This window comes from Flavobacterium crocinum (assembly GCF_003122385.1).
Classification (GTDB): Bacteria; Bacteroidota; Bacteroidia; order Flavobacteriales; family Flavobacteriaceae; genus Flavobacterium; species Flavobacterium crocinum.
In genome coordinates this window covers 3,637,633-3,655,802 of record NZ_CP029255.1, presented here as the reverse complement: position 1 = coordinate 3,655,802, position 18,170 = coordinate 3,637,633, and the positions used below count along the sequence as shown (strand labels likewise).

Annotated in this window: 14 protein-coding genes; 1 reads left to right on the top strand and 13 read right to left on the bottom strand. The window is 34.5% G+C overall.

Features of this window, described 5'->3' with window-relative positions; translation table 11 throughout:
* Positions 1-145 precede the first annotated feature (145 nt).
* The 6 genes from HYN56_RS16335 to HYN56_RS16310 all read right to left on the bottom strand — a co-directional run bounded on the left by HYN56_RS16335 (position 146) and on the right by HYN56_RS16310 (position 10,226).
* Entirely contained in the window at positions 146-667 is a 522-nt protein-coding gene (locus HYN56_RS16335) for a DUF3347 domain-containing protein (RefSeq protein WP_109193155.1), read from the bottom strand.
* The gene (locus HYN56_RS16330; protein ID WP_109193154.1) at positions 664-3,102 is read right to left on the bottom strand and encodes a zinc-dependent metalloprotease; all 2,439 of its coding nucleotides are present in this window, start codon (positions 3,100-3,102) and stop codon (positions 664-666) included. The genes HYN56_RS16335 and HYN56_RS16330 overlap by 4 nt, the downstream gene beginning before the upstream one ends.
* 5 nt (positions 3,103-3,107) lie before the next feature.
* Positions 3,108-4,532 (bottom strand): RagB/SusD family nutrient uptake outer membrane protein, encoded by a 1,425-nt coding sequence (locus HYN56_RS16325; RefSeq protein WP_109194835.1) that lies wholly within the window; start codon positions 4,530-4,532, stop codon positions 3,108-3,110.
* Positions 4,533-4,536: 4 nt separating this feature from the next.
* Positions 4,537-8,184, bottom strand: a complete 3,648-nt coding sequence (locus HYN56_RS16320; protein WP_109193153.1) for a SusC/RagA family TonB-linked outer membrane protein — start codon at positions 8,182-8,184, stop codon at positions 4,537-4,539.
* Positions 8,185-8,319: 135 nt separating this feature from the next.
* Positions 8,320-9,456: a FecR family protein gene (locus tag HYN56_RS16315; RefSeq protein ID WP_109193152.1), complete on the bottom strand. Its 1,137-nt coding sequence runs from the start codon at positions 9,454-9,456 to the stop codon at positions 8,320-8,322.
* A gap of 200 nt (positions 9,457-9,656) precedes the next feature.
* Positions 9,657-10,226, bottom strand: a complete 570-nt coding sequence (locus HYN56_RS16310) for an RNA polymerase sigma factor (RefSeq protein WP_109193151.1) — start codon at positions 10,224-10,226, stop codon at positions 9,657-9,659.
* Positions 10,227-10,479: 253 nt separating this feature from the next.
* On the opposite strand from HYN56_RS16310, the gene HYN56_RS16305 reads away from it, so the two are divergent.
* Positions 10,480-11,904, top strand: a complete 1,425-nt coding sequence (locus tag HYN56_RS16305; protein WP_109193150.1) for an FAD-dependent oxidoreductase — start codon at positions 10,480-10,482, stop codon at positions 11,902-11,904.
* Positions 11,905-12,224: 320 nt separating this feature from the next.
* Here the strand turns inward: HYN56_RS16305 and HYN56_RS16300 are convergent, their stop codons facing one another.
* The 7 genes from HYN56_RS16300 to HYN56_RS16270 form a co-directional block, all read right to left on the bottom strand.
* Complete coding sequence (locus tag HYN56_RS16300; protein WP_109193149.1) at positions 12,225-12,674, bottom strand: hypothetical protein; 450 nt, start codon at positions 12,672-12,674, stop codon at positions 12,225-12,227.
* 172 nt (positions 12,675-12,846) lie between these two features.
* Positions 12,847-13,482, bottom strand: a complete 636-nt coding sequence (locus HYN56_RS16295) for a hypothetical protein (RefSeq protein ID WP_109193148.1) — start codon at positions 13,480-13,482, stop codon at positions 12,847-12,849.
* 220 nt (positions 13,483-13,702) lie between these two features.
* Complete coding sequence (locus HYN56_RS16290) at positions 13,703-14,779, bottom strand: adenylate/guanylate cyclase domain-containing protein (protein WP_146194601.1); 1,077 nt, start codon at positions 14,777-14,779, stop codon at positions 13,703-13,705.
* A 90-nt stretch (positions 14,780-14,869) separates the two neighbouring features.
* Positions 14,870-15,694, bottom strand: coding sequence for a DJ-1/PfpI/YhbO family deglycase/protease (locus HYN56_RS16285; protein WP_205727618.1), 825 nt, complete (start codon positions 15,692-15,694; stop codon positions 14,870-14,872).
* A 30-nt stretch (positions 15,695-15,724) separates the two neighbouring features.
* On the bottom strand, positions 15,725-16,474 hold the full coding sequence (locus HYN56_RS16280) for a putative quinol monooxygenase (protein WP_109193146.1): 750 nt from the start codon (positions 16,472-16,474) through the stop codon (positions 15,725-15,727).
* Between the two features lie 12 nt (positions 16,475-16,486).
* Positions 16,487-17,518, bottom strand: a complete 1,032-nt coding sequence (locus HYN56_RS16275) for an alpha/beta fold hydrolase (protein ID WP_109193145.1) — start codon at positions 17,516-17,518, stop codon at positions 16,487-16,489.
* A gap of 22 nt (positions 17,519-17,540) precedes the next feature.
* A complete protein-coding gene (locus tag HYN56_RS16270) occupies positions 17,541-18,128 on the bottom strand; it encodes an NAD(P)H-dependent oxidoreductase (RefSeq protein WP_109193144.1) in 588 nt (195 codons plus the stop codon).
* Positions 18,129-18,170 lie beyond the last annotated feature (42 nt).

The window sequence follows — 18,170 nt, the reverse complement described above, 5'->3', positions numbered from 1 at the left end:
CATAAAAAAAAGCCAAACCTTTCGGCTTGGCATTTTGATTTTTTCAATGCTTTATAAAAAGCATTAAAGAAAAATATAGTAGAAACGACAAATACGGCTTCAGTCAGAACACCGTATTTATCAAACTAATTCAAATTAAAAAAAACTACAAACTTGCTTTTACTTCTCCACAAGTCAGCATATTTTTTGGATAATAAGGATTCTTAATTTCCTTACTATCACTTGTCCACACAGCGCCTGTCATTGGACAAGCCTGTAGATATAATGTCGCATCAGCAGCTTTGAATTTTGAAGCTACATCCCAGTATTTCACAGAAAGTGTTTCAAAAATTTTGCGCTGTTTATTAATGTTTTTAGTTGCTGCCATTTCAGCTGCTAAATCTGAAATTGCTTTTCTTGTTGTTGTCGCTGCATTCATCTGATCTAAAGTCAGCTTTTTAAATTTGAAGTTCTTTAAAGAATTCTTTAAAGCTTCAGCGTTTTTTACAACAGAAAGACTATCAGAAGTAATAAGACTGTTTTTTAAAGCTAGATAATTTGCTGTAATTTCCTTTTTTTGTTCTTCTCTTTTTTGAACCAATTCCGGAGTTACTTCTTCTTTTGAAGTTACCTGCGCCTGAGTGAAACCACTAATAAAAATGAATGCGATAACTAATAATTTTTTCATATCGTTGTAGTTGAATTTAATTTTGTATTTATTTTGTCAATTTCGATTAAAATTGCTTCGAAATGATCTTTGTTTATTCCTGTTGAAGTACTCATTAATTTGACAACCTCTGCTCTTACTTTAACCAAATGTTGTTTACCGTATAATCTCACATCACTTCTCTGTGCAGCATTTAATGCTTTTCCAGGTTCTGTCTCTTTTGGTAATAACAACATTCCCATTTTTTCAATGTAACCACGCTGTAAACTTCTTCTGTAAAAATCCTGTTTTTCGTCACCGCTAAATTTTACCCAAACCGTCTGCTGCAAATCGTTTAAGAATTCCGGAACCGTATAAGCGCCTTCAAACTGAATTGCTTTTTGACTGATGTTATAAAGCATTCCTGAACTCAACAACATATTCAACACCTGATTCTGCTGATCTGAAATTTGCTCTGAAGTTTTCAAACCAACAAGCTGATCGATTTCCTGAGGATACATCCAAAGCGGTGCTACAAACAATTGTCTTCCTACATAATCAATCGCTGCTTTTACTTTTGCTTTTGGAACCGGTTGATAAACTGTTCCTTTTTCATCAACAGTACGTTTAGTAATGTAATTACTTCCAATATTTTTTAGCACGTGATATAAATAGCGGCTATATTGCGATACCACCGCTTTATGCATATCTTCTAAATTATTATAAGCATCATTTGGCTGATATGTCCATTCAATAAGATTTGGAACTACACGTTTTAGGTTTTTAATTCCATAATCACTTGCCAAAACAGAATCGTCGCCAATATCTTCTTTTTGACTTCTTGGATCTTCGTCTTTTCCTTCTCCACCAAACCATAATTTTGGATTAGCCGTCAAACTATCTGTGGTTAGTTTGGCAAGAATTTTTTCTTCTTCAAACTCATCTTTAGCTTTTGAATAATAACCATAACCCCATTTTACGGCCCATTTATCGTAGATTCCAATTCGTGGATAAATTCCTTTTGGACTGATATTATCTTCCGGTTGTGCTACATAATTGAATCGGGCATAATCCATAATCGAAACCGTATGTCCATTGGCTTCAACCCATTTTTTATCTCTTAATTTTTCTACCGGAGTTGTACTGCTTGCCCCCATATTATGGCGAAGACCAATTGTATGACCAATTTCGTGAGAAGAAACGAAACGAATTAATTGTCCCATTAATTCATCATCCAAATGCATTTTTCGGGCTCTTGCGTCTAATGGTCCGGCCTGAATCATATACCATCTTTGCACTAATTTCATCACATTATGATACCAGCCTACGTGACTTTCAATAATTTCACCACTTCTTGGATCACTAATTCTTGGTCCGTAAGCATTTGGTGTTTCAGAAGCATAATAACGTACTACCGAATAGCGTGCATCTTCCAGACTCATCGTCGGATCATTTTCCGGCCATTCTTTCCCTACAATAGCATTTTTAAAACCTGCTGCTTCAAAAGCTTTCTGCCAATCGTTGATTCCGGCAATTAAGTAAGGTCTCCATTTTTTTGGTGTTGCCGGATCGATATAATAAACGATTTGTTTTTTAGGTTCAACCAATTCGCCGTTTAGGTATTTTTTGATGTCTTTATCTTTAGGCTCCAGACGATAGCGCTGAATAATATATTTTGTTTGAGCACGTTGTTCATCATCATCAAACAGAACATATTTGTTAGCAAAATACCCCACTCTTTCATCAAAAAAACGTTTACGCATAGGCGTTTTTGGAAGCAGTACAATTGAAGTATTCAAACGTAATGTTATATTGCCGCTGCTTGCTGTAGAACTGGTATAAGTTTTTGTTGTTTTTACCTCAATATTGATTGGATAAGTATCTATATTTTCAATAAAAGATTTGTCGTCTGCAAGAGAAGTTAATTTTTTCTCTGTTTTCTCTTTACTGTCAATAGCAAACATTGGATTGTCTTTCTTAAAAACATCCGTTACATCGATTACGACTTCTTTTGTATCAGGATTCGTTGTTTTAATCGGAAAAGCGGCTACAATCGGATTTTCGTTACTTCCTGCCAATGCTTTTGCCAGCATTGAATCGGCAGAACGAACATCTTGTCTGTATTGCAGTGATCTTAAATAAACCGTGTTGTTGGCTCCTTTTTCAAAATAAATAGTCTGTTCGTTGGCTTTTTCTCCACCAAAAACGCCCATTCCTTCCGGAGTAGAAAGAAATCGGGTTACCACAAGCATATACCTGTTGAATAAGCTATCCGGAATTTGAAAATAATATTTGGTATCTACCTGACTTACCGTAAAAAGACCTGCTTTATTCTTGGCTTTATCTGTGATAACTTTGTTATAAGCCTGCATGCCTTTTGGCTGCGTGCTGGTGCTGTCGGCTTTTTTCTCTGGAGTTTGAGCAAAATCATGCTGTCCGAAAGACAGCATGATTAGCACTATAAATAATTTCTTCATCTCAATTAAAATGGAAGTTTTTCGTCTGTATTTAAAGTCAATTTTGGGTTCTTTTGCAAAGCAGACAAAGGAAATGGAATAATATACAATCGAGAGTTTGGCTGTAACGTATATGTTTTTTGAGGAACCGTTTTATTCACGATTGGGAATACTCTTGTAACCGTTTTTGCGTATTCTGTTTCCGTATTTAATCGTTTCAAATCAAAAAAGCGGTTAAAACCTAAAAGCAATTCTTTTCTTCTTTCATTAATCACTAATTGCATTGTTTCTTTTCTGGTAGCCGGAACAGTTAAATCGACAGTACCCGAAAGAATACGTTTTGCTCTTAAGGTATTTAACACGCCAACTGCCTCGCTTAGTTTATTATCTCTGGCATAACATTCTGCCAAAATCAAATACACTTCTGTTGTTTTCATACCCACTGTCGGATAGAAAAACCTGGTGTATTGTGTTCCCCAATAAGCTGTGCCTGAACCTTGATCAAGATTTGTTGTACTGGTTGTATTGAAAAATAAATTGAAACGTGCATCATTAGTACCAAATAAAGTTCTCAATTCCGGGCTAATGACATAAAGCTGTCCAAAGTTCATTTCATTATACCCTGTCATATACATATAACTCAAAACTTCTACATTATTGGCAGCCGGAACAGCAACTGCAGTTGGTCCTCCTTGTTTGTTATAAGCTACCATATCAAAAATTTGATTGTTGTAACTTAATGATTTTTCTGCTGCTGCCTGAGCCTGTGCGATTTCACGTTTAAACAAATGTACTTTAGCCTTAAATGCATAAGCAAATGCTAAAGACGGATGATAAACATCAACAGGTTTTTCCTGAAGATACGGTAATGCATCTTCAATATCTCTTTGAATAAAATCATATACCTGGGCAACTGTAGATTTTGAAGGCTGTGCTTCCAGATCAAATTTGTCCATAATACAGATTCCGCCATCTGTAGCAGCAGTGTTCGGATCGTAACCTTTTGCGTAAGTGTTTACTAATAAAAAGTGATCGTAGGCTCTGTAAATTTTAGCTTCAGCTTTTGCTAACCTTTTGATGTTTTCATCTCCTTTGCTATTATCTACTAATGAAATAATAGTATTCCATCTGTTGATATAACTATAGGCTTGATTGTAAAAACTAGAACCTGTTAATAACGAAACTCGATCAACACTTTCATCAAAAGTAAAATTAAGAATATCGATGTTTGGGGTTCTACCAATTACATTGGCTTCTCTCATCCATTGATCATCTGACAAGTATTGAAAGTTGTTGATTGGATAACCGCGTCCAGGAAGTGAGACCAATTCAAGAAATTGCTGTGGTGTTTCAATTACTAAAGCTCCTTTAGGTGTTATGTCTGTATAATCATCACATGATGACACTGTTAGCATCATTAAAGAAAGCAGTGTTATATATATCTTTTTCATTTTTTTAAAGAGTAAGATTAAAACCAAATAGGTATGTTTTTGGCAATGGTAAATTACGTGTACCAGAATTAGCTGTATAAACTTCAGGATCAATACGATTTCCAGCAGCACTCCAATACCAGATATTATTCATTTGAAAAGTAAATTTTGCCGATGTAATATTCATTCGAGTTGCAAAAGCTTTTGGAATATTATATCCTAATGAAATGTTTCTTAGTTTAATATAATCGCCATCTACAACATTTGCAGTTGAATATCTCCATTGACTGCTTATAGTTGGTGCATAATTTCTAACACTTTCGTCAAAATCTACAAATAAACGAGTATTTCCATTTTTGTTTGTGTCAGTGTAACGGTCTGTGATACCAGAAAGGTTTACAGCATCAGAACTCATATCGATAGTTTCTTTACGCATTACATTTCCTCCAGAGAAAACAAACAAGAAGTTTAAATCGAATTGTTTATATGAAAAACGCTGTGACAATGAACCTGTGTAAGTTGGCATTAAAGTTCCCATATTTACTAAAGCATCTGGATTAGTAATTGTTTTTATGCTTGTCGAAACTGGATTTCCATTAGCATCAAAAGTAATCGATGGATTTCCACTTTCATCCAAAACATAAGGGTAACCATTTACCATTCCTCCATATTGGTAAGCATATAAACTATTGAACAATTCACCTTCTAAAAAGTAATTACTTGGCGAAGAAACGTATTCAGAAGCTCTAGCTTCAGCTCTTGTTACTTTTTTAACTGTCGTTTTATTGAAGGCAAAAACCAAATTCGAATTAATACGGAAACTGCCATTATTATACCATTCAGAACCAGCGCTAAATTCTATACCTTTATTCAACAGTGCTCCAGCATTGATTCTTCTTGACAATGCTCCAACAGTAGGATCAAGATCTGTAGTTGCTAATAAATCGCTGCTATATTTACGATACACATCAATAGTACCATTTAATTTAGCACGGAACAAACTATAATCTACACCAATATTGGTACTTTGTGTTTTTTCCCATCTCAACATTGGATTAGGCTGAGCAGTGATATTGGTATATTGTAAAGACTGATATAAGTTATCATTTCTTCTCGTAGCAGTTATATAAGGTGTAGTGCTTTGATCTACGTTTCCGTTAATACCATAAGTAGATCTCAATTTCAGCATACTTACCCATTTTACTTCTTTCATAAAATCTTCATTGCTGATGTTCCATCCTAAACCTGCAGACCATAATGGGCGGTTTTTGTATTTTGGATCCACTCCAAACAAATCGGCTTTATCAACACGATAACTTCCTGTAATGTTATATTTAGATAAATACGTATAACTTGCAGTACTAAAAATTGAAAAGTAACGGTGTAATATTTCCTTCTGCGTTCGTCCCAAAGCCGCCAACGTTCTGTTGCTGCCAAATATATAGCTAGAAACTCCTGTCTGGCTTAGTGCAAGATTATTTAATACTGCAGAACTAAGTGTAACAGGATCATAACCATATCGCAATTGTTCGATAGATCTTGGAACGAAAGTTTCGCGCATTTCAGTACCAACCAAAGCATTAACAGAGTGTTTGCCTTCTGCAAATTCTTGATTAAAATCTAATTGATTTCTAAAAGAATAATTACTTGCTTGAGAACTTGTCTGCATATATCTTCCTCCGGTTGAGAAACCGTCAACATAAGTGTATGCATTTGTAGTTGGATTATAACCCGTTAGCGCATTGATTGCAGAACGCATTCTATAAGAATTAACATCAAGATACTGTTCCTTGTCATTTTTTCTTACTTCGTACTGAAATTGTGTACTATAACTTAAACCTTTCCATAATTTTGCTTTTATATTAGCGAAGGTTCTTAAACTCAATGAATTTTGTTCTTCAATACCTTCTCTAAGTGCATCTAAAACATTAAAATTCGTTGATTTAAAACCACTTAAACCAGCTAATTTTTCGACCATGGCCGGATTAAGAGCGCCACCAGAAGTAAAACCGTCTCTAATTGATGCAAATGACGATTGTACTAAATTTCCGTTATCGTCTGTAATACGCTCGTATCTTTTTTGAATATCATAATTGCCAAGATCAAATTCCGTAACATCATCATTACTATAAGTTCCATTTACTCCAAAAGTAGCATTTAACCAGTTGTTTACCTGAAAACTGCTTTTAGCATAAAGATTAAAATTACGACCTTCATTGTATTTAATACGACCTAATGATTTATCATAATTAAGTGACACATAAGTATTCTGCTTCGTGGTACTACCTGAAAATGCAACATTGTAACGCTGTCTGAATTCTTTCTGCCAAACATTATCACGATAATCTTTATTATAATCGTTCTTTCTCCATTGTGCTAGAGTACTGCTATAAGTTGCATTGTCTATTTTCCCCTCTTCCAGATTCCTATTTAACTGATAAAGCGGACTATAATATTTAGGATTGCTGTTTCCAATATCTCCATAACTGCTAAACATGGTAGCTGTATCAGCAAATCTGGCTCTTTCTCTATTGTAAACCGCTTGCTCAAAGTCAATCATATCGCTGGTTGAAGCGTAGTTCATATCTCTAAGATTCGGTTTATCTGAAATAAAGAAATCAGAGTTGATCGTAACTTTTAATTTACCATTTCCTTTTTTAGTTGTTAAAACAATAATACCATTTGCCGCTCTTGAACCATAAATAGAAGCCGCTGCAGCATCTTTAAGAACATCCACACTTTCAATATCATACGGATTAATTTCATCTAAAGTCAACTCTGTTGGCAAACCATCTATTACCACAAGCGGACTGTAGCCAACTTGATCAGATGAAAAAGTACCAATACCTCTTAATATAGGCTGATCTGAACCAATGCCGCTTGGATTCTTTTGAAACATCAAACCCGCAACACGTCCTTCTATCGCACCTGATAAATTGGAGTTGATGTTTTCGTTTAACGTTTTCTCATCAATTTTAGAAATTGCACCAGTAAAATTACTTCTAGCAATAGTCTGATAACCAGTAACGACTACTTCTTTCATAGCCGCAATTTTGTCTTCAACAATAATCGTAAAAGTATTTCGGCCATTAATAGCAATAGACTTGGTTTCAATTGTTAATCCTGAACATTCCAAAATTCCGTTAGAAGGTACATTGTCAAAAATAAAACCACCATCAAAATCGGTTATGCTTGTTCTATTTGTCCCTGATAAAGTTACAGTAACACCAGGAAATGGCTCATTTTTATTATTTGTAACTTTTCCGCTTACGCGGATTTGCTCGTTTCCCAAGCTTTCTGTTTTTTCTTTTGAGGAAGCTGCTACAACAATCGTCTGATTAGCCAAATTGTATTTTAAATTCTGACCGCTGAAAATTTTATTTAAAGCTTCTTTTAATGTAGAATTCTTAACGTTAATAGTAACTGGCTTAGCATCTTTTAGCATTTTTTGCGTGTACAAAACTTCGTAATTCGCTTGTTTTGCCACTTCTTTCAGTACCGTTTCAAGTGATGCGTCTTTAAAATTAATCGTAACATTTTGTGCCTGCGCTGAAAAACTGCAAAACAGCATAAAAAGCACAGCAAAAACATTTAAATAATTGGAAAAATTAAATCTGGGAATCTTTTCTCCAAGATTTTTGTAAGGTTTTTTTGGTTGTAAATTTAATTTCATACATTTACATTGGTTATAGTTAAACAATAGGTGGACAACTTATACTGGCTATACACTTTTATAACAACCAGGAGCATCGCAACTGCTTCTGGTTTTTTAGTTTATAGTCTCAGTATATTCGGGTAAACTTAAAATTTAGGGATATACAATAACTGTTTTTCCTTCAACCTTAAATTTGATATTACTAAACTCAAGTACTTTTAATACTTCGGATAAATTTTTATTTCTAAACGTACCGCCACTAAAACGAACATCAGAGACATCGCCGTGATATTCAACTTTAATTCCGTACCAACGTTCCAGCTGTTTCATTACAGTTTTCAAATCAGCATTGTCAAATTTGAAACGACCATTTTTCCAGGCAACCGCTTCTTCCGTATCTACTTCTCTCACTTTAATTTTAGAAAAACTCTCCGATACGTCAGACTGCTGTCCTGGTTTCAATATTGATTTTTGATTTTTATGCGTAACCGCTACACTTCCTTCTAATAAAGTAGTTTTAACAACCGATTCATTACTATAAGAATGAACATTAAAATGCGTTCCCAATACTTCAATAGATTGGTTATCCGATTTTACAATAAAAGGTTTGTTTTTGTTTTTGGCTACTTCAAAATAAGCTTCTCCTTCCAGCTCAACCACTCTCTTGTCTCCGTTAAACTGTGTTGGGTATTTAATTGATGAAACCGCATTTAGGAAAACTTTGGTTCCGTCTGCCAAAACAATATTGTACTGCCCTCCTGTTGGAGTCGAAAGTGTGTTGAATGAATTATCATCTTTACCTCCTGCTGCATTCGGATTTATGATATAAGTAATTTCTCCATTAGCATTCATCTTAATGGTAACTTCGTCTTCTTTTCCTTCCTGAGCAATAGTATCTTTTGCCGTAATTTCAGAAAGCACAATTTGTTTTCCATTCGAAAGTGTCAATATTCCTCTTGTACCTCCGGGAGCAATTTCCTGTGGTTTTACAGCAACCTGAACTTTTTGTTCTTTGGGTTGGGTAAAATAAAAAATTCCTGTACCTAATACTACAGCAATTGAAGCAGCAACAGCTATGCGAGGCCAAAGACGGACTACTTTAGTTTCTTCCTGCAGCAGTAATTTCGATTTTAAAAGCTGATAACTATCTTCCAGCTCATATTCATTAAGCTGTAAGTTGCTGTTAGAAGCTTTATGCAGATACCAGGCGTCCAGTTTATCTCTATCTTCATTAGATAAAGTACCTTCCTGATATTTTTTAAGCAATTCTGAGATTTGGGTTTTGTTCATAATTACAACACGAAATTTTGTCTTGTTTAATAGTAAGACAGTTAGAAAGGGCTTTTGTCATAGACAAAAACAAAAAAAAATTAAAAAAACATTATTATATCTTTAACAAATTGATAAAAACGTTAGCTTTCTATTTATTAATGAACAAGTTAGAAAAATAAAAATCATTCAAAAAAATTAACAAAAAGCATGAATATAATTTACCAAACAAAAAGATTCATCATTGATTTTAGCTTTTCGCGAAGGATTTTAAGCGAATTATACACTTGTTGCTTGGCTGTTTTATCCGTAATATTCAATTGAAGTGCAATTTCATCATACGAAAGCTCTTCCACCTTTCTTAACAGAAAAACTTCGCGCATTTTTTCAGGAAGCAAAGCAATTTCTTTAGCAATAATAGCTTCTAATTCTTTTTCGCGAAGATTAGAATCGGCAAAAACATAATCTTCTTCAATAAAGTTGGAGATGGAGTCGGCATAACGCAAAACTACCTTTTCATGTGCGATATGATTGAGGACTCTGTTTTTTACAGCCTTGTATAAGTAGGAAGAAAGTGAACCTGTAATGTTTAATTCCCGACGTTTATTCCAGATAGAAAGAAAGACTTCCTGCACTACATCATTTGCTTCATCCTGATTTTCAAGAATTTTGTAAGCATGATTGATTAAAAGTTTAGAATATCGCTCAAAAATTTCTGTATACGCCAACTGATTATCTTCTTTTAGAAGATTTAATAAGAAATCATCAGTATATTCGTTATAAACAGACATTAAATTGAAGGGTTGCTAATCAAAAAGGCAATATTAAACATTTTTTATGTTAAAAGCTAAAAGATGACGCAGTACAATTTTTAGTTTAAAACAAATCTAAATGATAAATTCAGCAGCTTATCAGGAATCAAACGTTTTCGATAATCATTCTTTTCATCCTAAATCCTATTAAAATAATTTAATTAATTTAGCGGCATCAAAAGAATAGTTTCCTGTTCTTCCATTTTTAGAATAAAAATACAGAAAATAGAATATGTGGACTATTTGTAAGGAATGCCAGGGACGTGGTAAAAAAAGCCGAAGAATCAACAAAAAAATACGGCTTAATTACGAAAAAGCCCTCGATCAGTTTGAAAAATCAGACAAAACAGAAACTTTTCCGGTTCGTCCTAAAGCTCCATTGTACACTTGTACAAACTGTAACGGATCAGGATTAACTGCTTCTGAAACTTATCCTAAACCAGATGTTGAAAATTTTCCTCATGTTGCCATTATTGGCGCCGGAATTGGTGGTGTTGCTCTCGCGGTTGCCTGTTTGCATCGCAGAATTCCTTTTACACTTTTTGAACGCGATTTTGACTTTAATGCCCGTTCTCAGGGTTACGGACTAACTTTACAGCAAGCCAGTAAAGCAATGGAAGGATTTGGAATTACAACTCTAGAGGACGGAGTTGTTTCAACCAAACATATTGTTCACAATACAGAAGGAAAAATAATTGCAGAATGGGGTTTTAGAAAATGGCTCGAAAATGACCTAAATACTTTACCCAAACGTACCAATATTCACATTTCCAGACAGTCTTTACGTCAGGCTTTGTTAAAACAACTTGAAAGCAATGATACAGTGCAATGGGGACATCAATTATTAGATTTTAAAGCATCAGATAAAGGCATTGATTTGTGTTTTCAGATTGATGGAGAAATAAAAAATGCAAAAGCAGATATTCTGGTCGGTGCAGATGGTATCCGAAGTTCGGTTCGCAGGCTTTTGATCGGAGAAGAAAATACGCCTTTACGTTATTTAGGATGTATTGTAATTTTAGGAATTTGCCCTTTAAAGGCTTTAGAAAATACTGATAGTCCTTTATTAGATTCTGCTACAGTTTTTCAGACTGCCAATGGTAACGAACGAATTTATATGATGCCTTATACATCCAATTCAATTATGTGGCAGCTTAGTTTTCCAATGTCTGAAGAAGAAGCGAAAGAATTAAGCGCAAAAGGAACAAAAGCCTTAAAAGAAGAAGCTTGCCGAAGAACGCAATGGCACGACCCTATTCCGCAAATATTAGCCGCAACACAAGACGCACAGATTTCAGGCTATCCTGTTTATGATCGCGAATTAATCAATAAAGAATTACTGGAAAATGCAGGACCCGTTACGCTAATTGGAGATGCAGCACATCCTATGAGTCCGTTTAAAGGTCAGGGCGCCAATCAGGCATTATTAGACGCACTTTCACTCGCCCGCGAAATTGCAAAAGGCTGTAAATCTCCAATACACTGGAAAGAAAAAGGCGTGAGAGAAAGTGCTTTGACCCAGTTTGAATCAGAAATGATTGAAAGAAGTGCTTCTAAAGTAAAAGATTCTGCCGCTGCCGCTGAATTCCTGCATTCCGACATTGCCCTTTATGAAGGTAATGAACCAAGAGGAAAATGTCTTAAGAGAAATGAGTAATGGCAATTTCAATGACAATGACAATTTCAATGGCAATTTCAATGGCAATTTCAATAGCAATTGTCTAGTTTCAATATCCCCCCTTTTGTCTAAAATAGCCTGTGGTTTCAACCACGGGAGACGTGTTATCTATATTGTGTTCCCCGTGGTTGAAACCACGGGCAATATTTAAAAAAAAATCTTTACAGAGTTACTCATGAAGCTTTTTCGTTCTGGAATAACAAACTGCACAATTAACGCTCAACGGCTATCAAATTACTATAAAATAAAAAAACTCCAAAATCTTTGACTTTGGAGTTTTTTAATATTGTTTGTAAATCTTACATTTCGTTCAAATCATTGAATTCGTGTAGTGATTTTAATGTGTTTTCGTAGAATAAAATCGCAGCGATTAAATTTCCTTTATCAGAGTAAGGCATCATCTTTCTTTGGAACTCCACTGTAGTATCTAAGAAAGTTGTTGTACCCACTGCCTGATTGTCTAAGATTTTTTTGTGATCTCCATCGTCCGGAATACCTAAATCAGCCATAGTAACACCTGGTTTAGTAACCAAAGCGATGTAAGGAAGAGTTTTTACTAATACTTTAATACGCTCAATATACAATTCTAATAGTTCTCCTTTTTGCATACCACTTAATTCTTTTTGATCATGGTATTTACGGATTAACGCTGTTGTACTGATAATACTTCTTGGAGCATTTTTCGCTTGAGCTGAAACAGCCTCAGTTGCCAATAAGAAAAGGAAACTTAGTAAAATTATCTTTTTCATGTTATGAATTTGATTTGGGTGTTGTTCGACGACAAAAATATGTATTTTAACTTAATTTACAAGTTTATTAATTTCTTTTTTTGAGAAAATTTTAACAATTAATATTATTATCAGAATTTACTGAATTTAACATCTTTATTTTCTTACTTTAAAATAAGCAAAACAATCCACTTTATGATTTTATAATTCTAAAACGTCCCGGGTATTTTATCCAAATGCTTTTTTTATTGCCGTAATAATCCATAAACTCCTCACATACAAAAACGGCATGAGCTTTTGACCAGGCAACAACACCGCAATATTCACTTCCGGATTCTCTTTTTAATTTCTGAACCTGTTTTCCTACTGAAAAACCTAAGTATTTGTAGATTGTCGGCGTATAAACGGTGCCATCTTCCAAATCCTCTAACGCTTTATCAAAAGTAGATTCTCTATCGATAATCTGTTTGTATTTGGCCATAACCGCATACGTTAAAACCGCATAATCCGTTATTTTTTCGGTATCGCAATTGTCTTTAATATACACAAAACCGGCAGAAATTCTGGCTCTGTCCAATTCCTCATTTTTAAGGTCAAATGATGCGTTGTTTTTTAAAGTTATTTTAAAAAGTTTATCGTTTACAGTATCTGTAACAAAGAGATTGTCTAATCCGTAAACGTTTAAAGAAGCTTTAATAAAAGCAATTGATGAACAATTGGTGCGCTCTCCCTGCTTAAAACTTTCGAATATTTTTTGTGAACTTAATTGAGAATAAGAGTTCGAACAAACAAATAGTAAAAAGATAAATAATAACCTGGCAGACTTCATTGAATTTGTTTTTTAATTTTTCTCCAATAATCTTTAGCGGTGAATAAAAGAGAGTTTACAAATCTATAAAAATCAATTCATAGTTTTTTTACTTCTTTACTTTTAACTTTTAGAAAAATAACAAAAATTGATTTTACTTGAAAATTATCCTCTCAAAACCACTACTACGACCTAAAAATGAATTCGTTATAACTCTTTCTTAGTTAAAGAATAATTCCATTTAAATTTTAAAATCGACTGTAAAAAGCTGTAAAGGTTTTGCTTTTCCTCTTAATGCAATTTCTCCCTGCTGAACATATCGAATAGATTCGTCTTCTAAAACGGCATTTTTCATTGGCTCAGAAATTATAAAATCGTGATTCAGTTCGTTGCATTTACACTGAATTCTGGAAGTGGTATTTAAAAGATCTCCGTGATATACAATTTCCTTTTTTACTTTTCCGACCCAAGTTGTTACTGCAGTTCCAATGTGCATTCCAGCTTTAAATTTAGGAACCGTTTTATAAGTTTTTAGATAATAATCTTCTCGCTTTTTTATACTTTCTTTTAGCATATAAAAACAGTAAAGACAACGGTTTTCTTTGATTCCGGAAGATAATTTCCATGTTAAAATAATTTCATCTCCGGCGTATTGATAGATTTCGGCTCGTGAAGCCAAAATTGCATCAGTAAAATCACTAAACAAATCCTGCAATAATCTGCTGTACAAAATATCTCCTAATTGTTCTGCCAGCGTGGTAGAAGATTTGACATCAACAAACATAAAAATACGCTCTTCCTGAATCGGTTGATGGTATTTTCCGGTGAAATAATTATAAAAAAATCCTGCACTCAACAAACTGCTTATTTCTAAGAAAAGAATCAAAAACACCGAAGCAACAAACGAAAAAATGAAATCACCAACTAGACGTTCAGAAATATATCGCTTAAAAGCTTCTTCTAAAGCAATATGCTCTAAAATACAGGTAAATAAAACCACAAAAAACAATAAGAAAATCAAAATGCTAATACTGTAAATTACAGCTTTAAGCAATATCGCCTTAATAAAAGAATATTGATCTAAATAAGTAAAATACTTTTCGAAAGTAACCACAACTAATCCAAAAGAAATTCCGATAATCAATCCTAAAACCAATTTCAAACCTATATTCTCTGAACCTGAATCTATAATTGCGGTATATAAAAGACCTATGATTCCGCCAGCAATAACGGCTTTTAAAATCAAACTGTGCTTCTTGTAAAAAGGCGGTTTTGGCAATTCCATCATTGGATTAATTTTCTTTATAAAAATAGCCAATTTTAGAATATAAATCACTCCCTATCAAACAAGTATTCCCCGAACGTGATCAAACATCCGGGGAATATTAACAGCCTGTATTCAATAAACTTATTTCTTCACCAACCAACTTTCAACCGCTCTTGAAAAATCGGCTACATCAATCGGATGACGGCTTGTAATGATATTGGCATCGGTAACTACGCTTTGTTCTACCACATTTCCACCTGCATTTTTCAAATCGACCTGAATGTTCCAGTAACCGGTAAGTTTTCTCCCTTTCAAAATATCTGCAGAAGCCAATACAACCGGAGCGTGACAGATTGCTGCAATTAGTTTTCCTGTTTTATTAAAATCCTGGATGAACTTAATAACATCCTTGTCATAACGAAGATTATCGGGATTCCAAGCGCCTCCCGGAATAAATACCGCATCATAATCACTTACTTTAATCTGATCTGCTGTACGGTCAAATTTAATCCAGCCGACAGGTTGTAAGTATTGAATTGCCATTACATGGGTTTTAGACATTTCCGGATAAACCAAACCATATCTTTCCGGTGCCGGATTGTATTTTGGCGCTACTATATCAACCTGAGCTCCTAATTCTTTAAAATACCAAACGGGCCCTGTTAATTCAATTTCTTCAAATCCGTCGGCTACGATAACGGCAATTTTTTTCCCTTTTAGTGCCGATTTATCTTTTACCGGTGTAAAGAAAAAATCTCTCAAAGCTTCATTGCCGGGAGCATTTAATAATTTGGTAACCGGCATATTGACTACTGCTGACTGGGTTCCTAATTGGTTTACAATCTCAAATTCTCTAGTTGTTGCTGATTTCATTTCTTTTGTTTTTACTGTTATTTGTCCTTCTACACTCAATACTGCAAATACAGTGGCTATACCTGCAGCAATCATTTTATTTATTGTTTTCATTTTTATCAGGTTTAATTTTTTAATTTATTTTTATTCTCTGGTAAGCGGCGCAAATTCAATGAGATTATGAATTCCGTCCTGAAAAGGCTGTTTTTTAATACTTGTATTCAGATAGTCTATTACCGGTTGAATGGGCGGAAAATCGAGATGATATTGAAATGCTTCTTTGTTCCTGAATTTTTCGAAAGTCACAAACTGAGAAGAATCTTCTTTTAACTGTGATAATTGATACGTTACAACGCCGGGCTCACTTCTAAATTTGGGCATGGCTTCGTGATAGACTTCTATAAAGTTGTTTTCTGTCCCTTTTTTAGCATCTACAAACAACATAATAGTTAATTGCTCCTCTCCTTTTTTACTGGTTTTACGCCACTGTTTTTTAGTTAAAGGTTCTAAATCTTTTACATAGCTAATTCGTGTAGGATTTACGAGTTCCGTTTTCGCTAACGAAATTAACTGAGGAAAGTTTTTCTCGAATTTCTCCAGTTCGCTCTGGTTTTTCCATCGTTCAAAAAGCCAGATAATCGCATGATCCTCCTGCTCAAAATAAGCTTCAGACATGATATTGTTTCCATTTGATATGGATTTCTTCACATAATCAGCAACCGCTTTTTGGAATTTCTCCTGACTTTCTTTTTTAACTTCATAGCGTGTCATTTTTGCAACTATTTCCTGATTCTCATCAGCAATTTGTGGTGTAGCTAAAGAGCCGTTCATAAAGAGAACGGTAAAAACGCCCAGCATTCTTTTTGAAATTGCCTTTTTGGTTTTCATTCCCATGATAATTGATTTTTAAAGTTGTTTTCCTATTTGAATCAATACATCAGAAACTGCTTTTGGCTGTGATAAAAAAGGAGAATGACTGCTGTTGATTTCGTAAATCGTTTTGATTCCGGCTTTAGAAACCATTTGATCTTGCAGTCTTGGCGAAATGACAATATCCTGAAGTGTTTTGATGTATACTTTCTCTACACTTGCAAAATTGTGAGTTAGTGTAACGGCGTTAGAGAACGGAATTGCAGGTTCAGCGCGATAATTATCGATTACTTTTTGTTTGGCCGCAGCTGTGCCATCATTAATAAACAAACGGGTTAATTCATCAGATTTGACATCAAGAGTCAAATGGTTCGCAGCTTCAATTAGGTTGGGTCCTAACTGCGAATCTGGGTCGGTTTTGGCAATATCGGCAATAGCCTCGCCAGATGAAGGTAAAAAAGCACCAATGTAAACTAGTCTTCTAATTTTAGTCGGAATACTTTCTGCAACGGCCGTAACGACCATTCCGCCCATACTGTGCCCTACTAAAATAACTTTTCCTTCTACTTTAGAAATCGCTTCAATAACTTTATCACGATATAAATTTAATGATAAATTTTGAGCCGGCGTATTGTCTTTTCCATGTCCCGGAAGTTCGACTACAATTACGCTATTTCCGTTTTTAATTAAATTCGCTTTTACCTCATCCCAAACGTAAGGAGCCTGCCATGCGCCATGTACTAAAACATAGGTTTGTGGCTTTCCGTTATTGTCTTCATTCGTGCCTGAACAAGATGCAAATGCAGAGAATGAAGTAAAGGCAAATACAGCTGTCAAAAGTCTTGGAATTGCTGTTTTACTTTTAAAAACATAAACGCCTAAATAGTGAAATAATACTCCTACTGTCCAGGCAGCATTCTGCCAAAGCGGCCATAAATACGTTTGATCTGTCAATAAGCAGGTTAACCAAAGTACCGGAACGGTTAATGCAAATACCAATAAGTGAATTTTGAATCCTTTTTTAGGATTGATGTGAGCTGTTTTTGGCCCTTTTGCTACATTTTTCATGATGGGTGATTTTTAATTGTAATTATTTAAGTTGTGTTCCTAATTGTTCGACTTTTTTAAGCCATTTACTGCGTTGTTCGTCAGTTGATTTTCTCATAAATCCGAAAGTGGAAAATTGGATTGGATTGAAACCAACGTAACCAAAAACTATATTTTTAAGTATCTGATATTGAGAAGCACGATAGATCAGATAGAACCACCATTTCGGTGTGTCCATCGTAACTAAAAGCCTTAAGCTTTTTCCTTTTAGAAGTTTTTCGGGGAATATTTTTCCTGAATGATGTTTGAATGCAAAATCAGGAAGCAGGATTCTGTCTATGAATCCTTTTGTAATAGCAGGCATAAATCCCCACCAGTTTGGGAAAGCCAGAACAACGTGATCTGCCCACAAAATGAGTTTTTGAGCTTCAACGAGATCGTCTTCTAGTTGTAGTTTTTCGCCGGTTTTATATCCGTCGGCAAGATTGACATCAAAATCTAATTCTGATATATAAATTGTTTTACAGATTGCTCCTGTACGTTCTACACCTTTTTTATAAGCATTAAGCAATGCATTACAAAAAGAATTTTGAGAAGGATGTCCAAGTATAAGTAAGATATTCGTTTTCATTACAGTATCATTTAATTTGACACTGCAAAGATTTTAAATATC

Coding starts and splice junctions, on each gene's coding strand:
- HYN56_RS16280 (WP_109193146.1), bottom strand. CDS start 16,474: ATGGGAATGAAAACCAAAAAGGCAATTTCAAAAAGAATGCTGGGCGTT.
- HYN56_RS16285 (WP_205727618.1), bottom strand. CDS start 15,694: ATGAAAACAATAAATAAAATGATTGCTGCAGGTATAGCCACTGTATTT.
- HYN56_RS16295 (WP_109193148.1), bottom strand. CDS start 13,482: ATGAAGTCTGCCAGGTTATTATTTATCTTTTTACTATTTGTTTGTTCG.
- HYN56_RS16300 (WP_109193149.1), bottom strand. CDS start 12,674: ATGAAAAAGATAATTTTACTAAGTTTCCTTTTCTTATTGGCAACTGAG.
- HYN56_RS16320 (WP_109193153.1), bottom strand. CDS start 8,184: ATGAAATTAAATTTACAACCAAAAAAACCTTACAAAAATCTTGGAGAA.
- HYN56_RS16335 (WP_109193155.1), bottom strand. CDS start 667: ATGAAAAAATTATTAGTTATCGCATTCATTTTTATTAGTGGTTTCACT.
- HYN56_RS16305 (WP_109193150.1), top strand. CDS start 10,480: ATGTGGACTATTTGTAAGGAATGCCAGGGACGTGGTAAAAAAAGCCGA.
- HYN56_RS16315 (WP_109193152.1), bottom strand. CDS start 9,456: ATGAACAAAACCCAAATCTCAGAATTGCTTAAAAAATATCAGGAAGGT.
- HYN56_RS16275 (WP_109193145.1), bottom strand. CDS start 17,518: ATGAAAAATGTAGCAAAAGGGCCAAAAACAGCTCACATCAATCCTAAA.
- HYN56_RS16310 (WP_109193151.1), bottom strand. CDS start 10,226: ATGTCTGTTTATAACGAATATACTGATGATTTCTTATTAAATCTTCTA.
- HYN56_RS16330 (WP_109193154.1), bottom strand. CDS start 3,102: ATGAAGAAATTATTTATAGTGCTAATCATGCTGTCTTTCGGACAGCAT.
- HYN56_RS16325 (WP_109194835.1), bottom strand. CDS start 4,532: ATGAAAAAGATATATATAACACTGCTTTCTTTAATGATGCTAACAGTG.
- HYN56_RS16270 (WP_109193144.1), bottom strand. CDS start 18,128: ATGAAAACGAATATCTTACTTATACTTGGACATCCTTCTCAAAATTCT.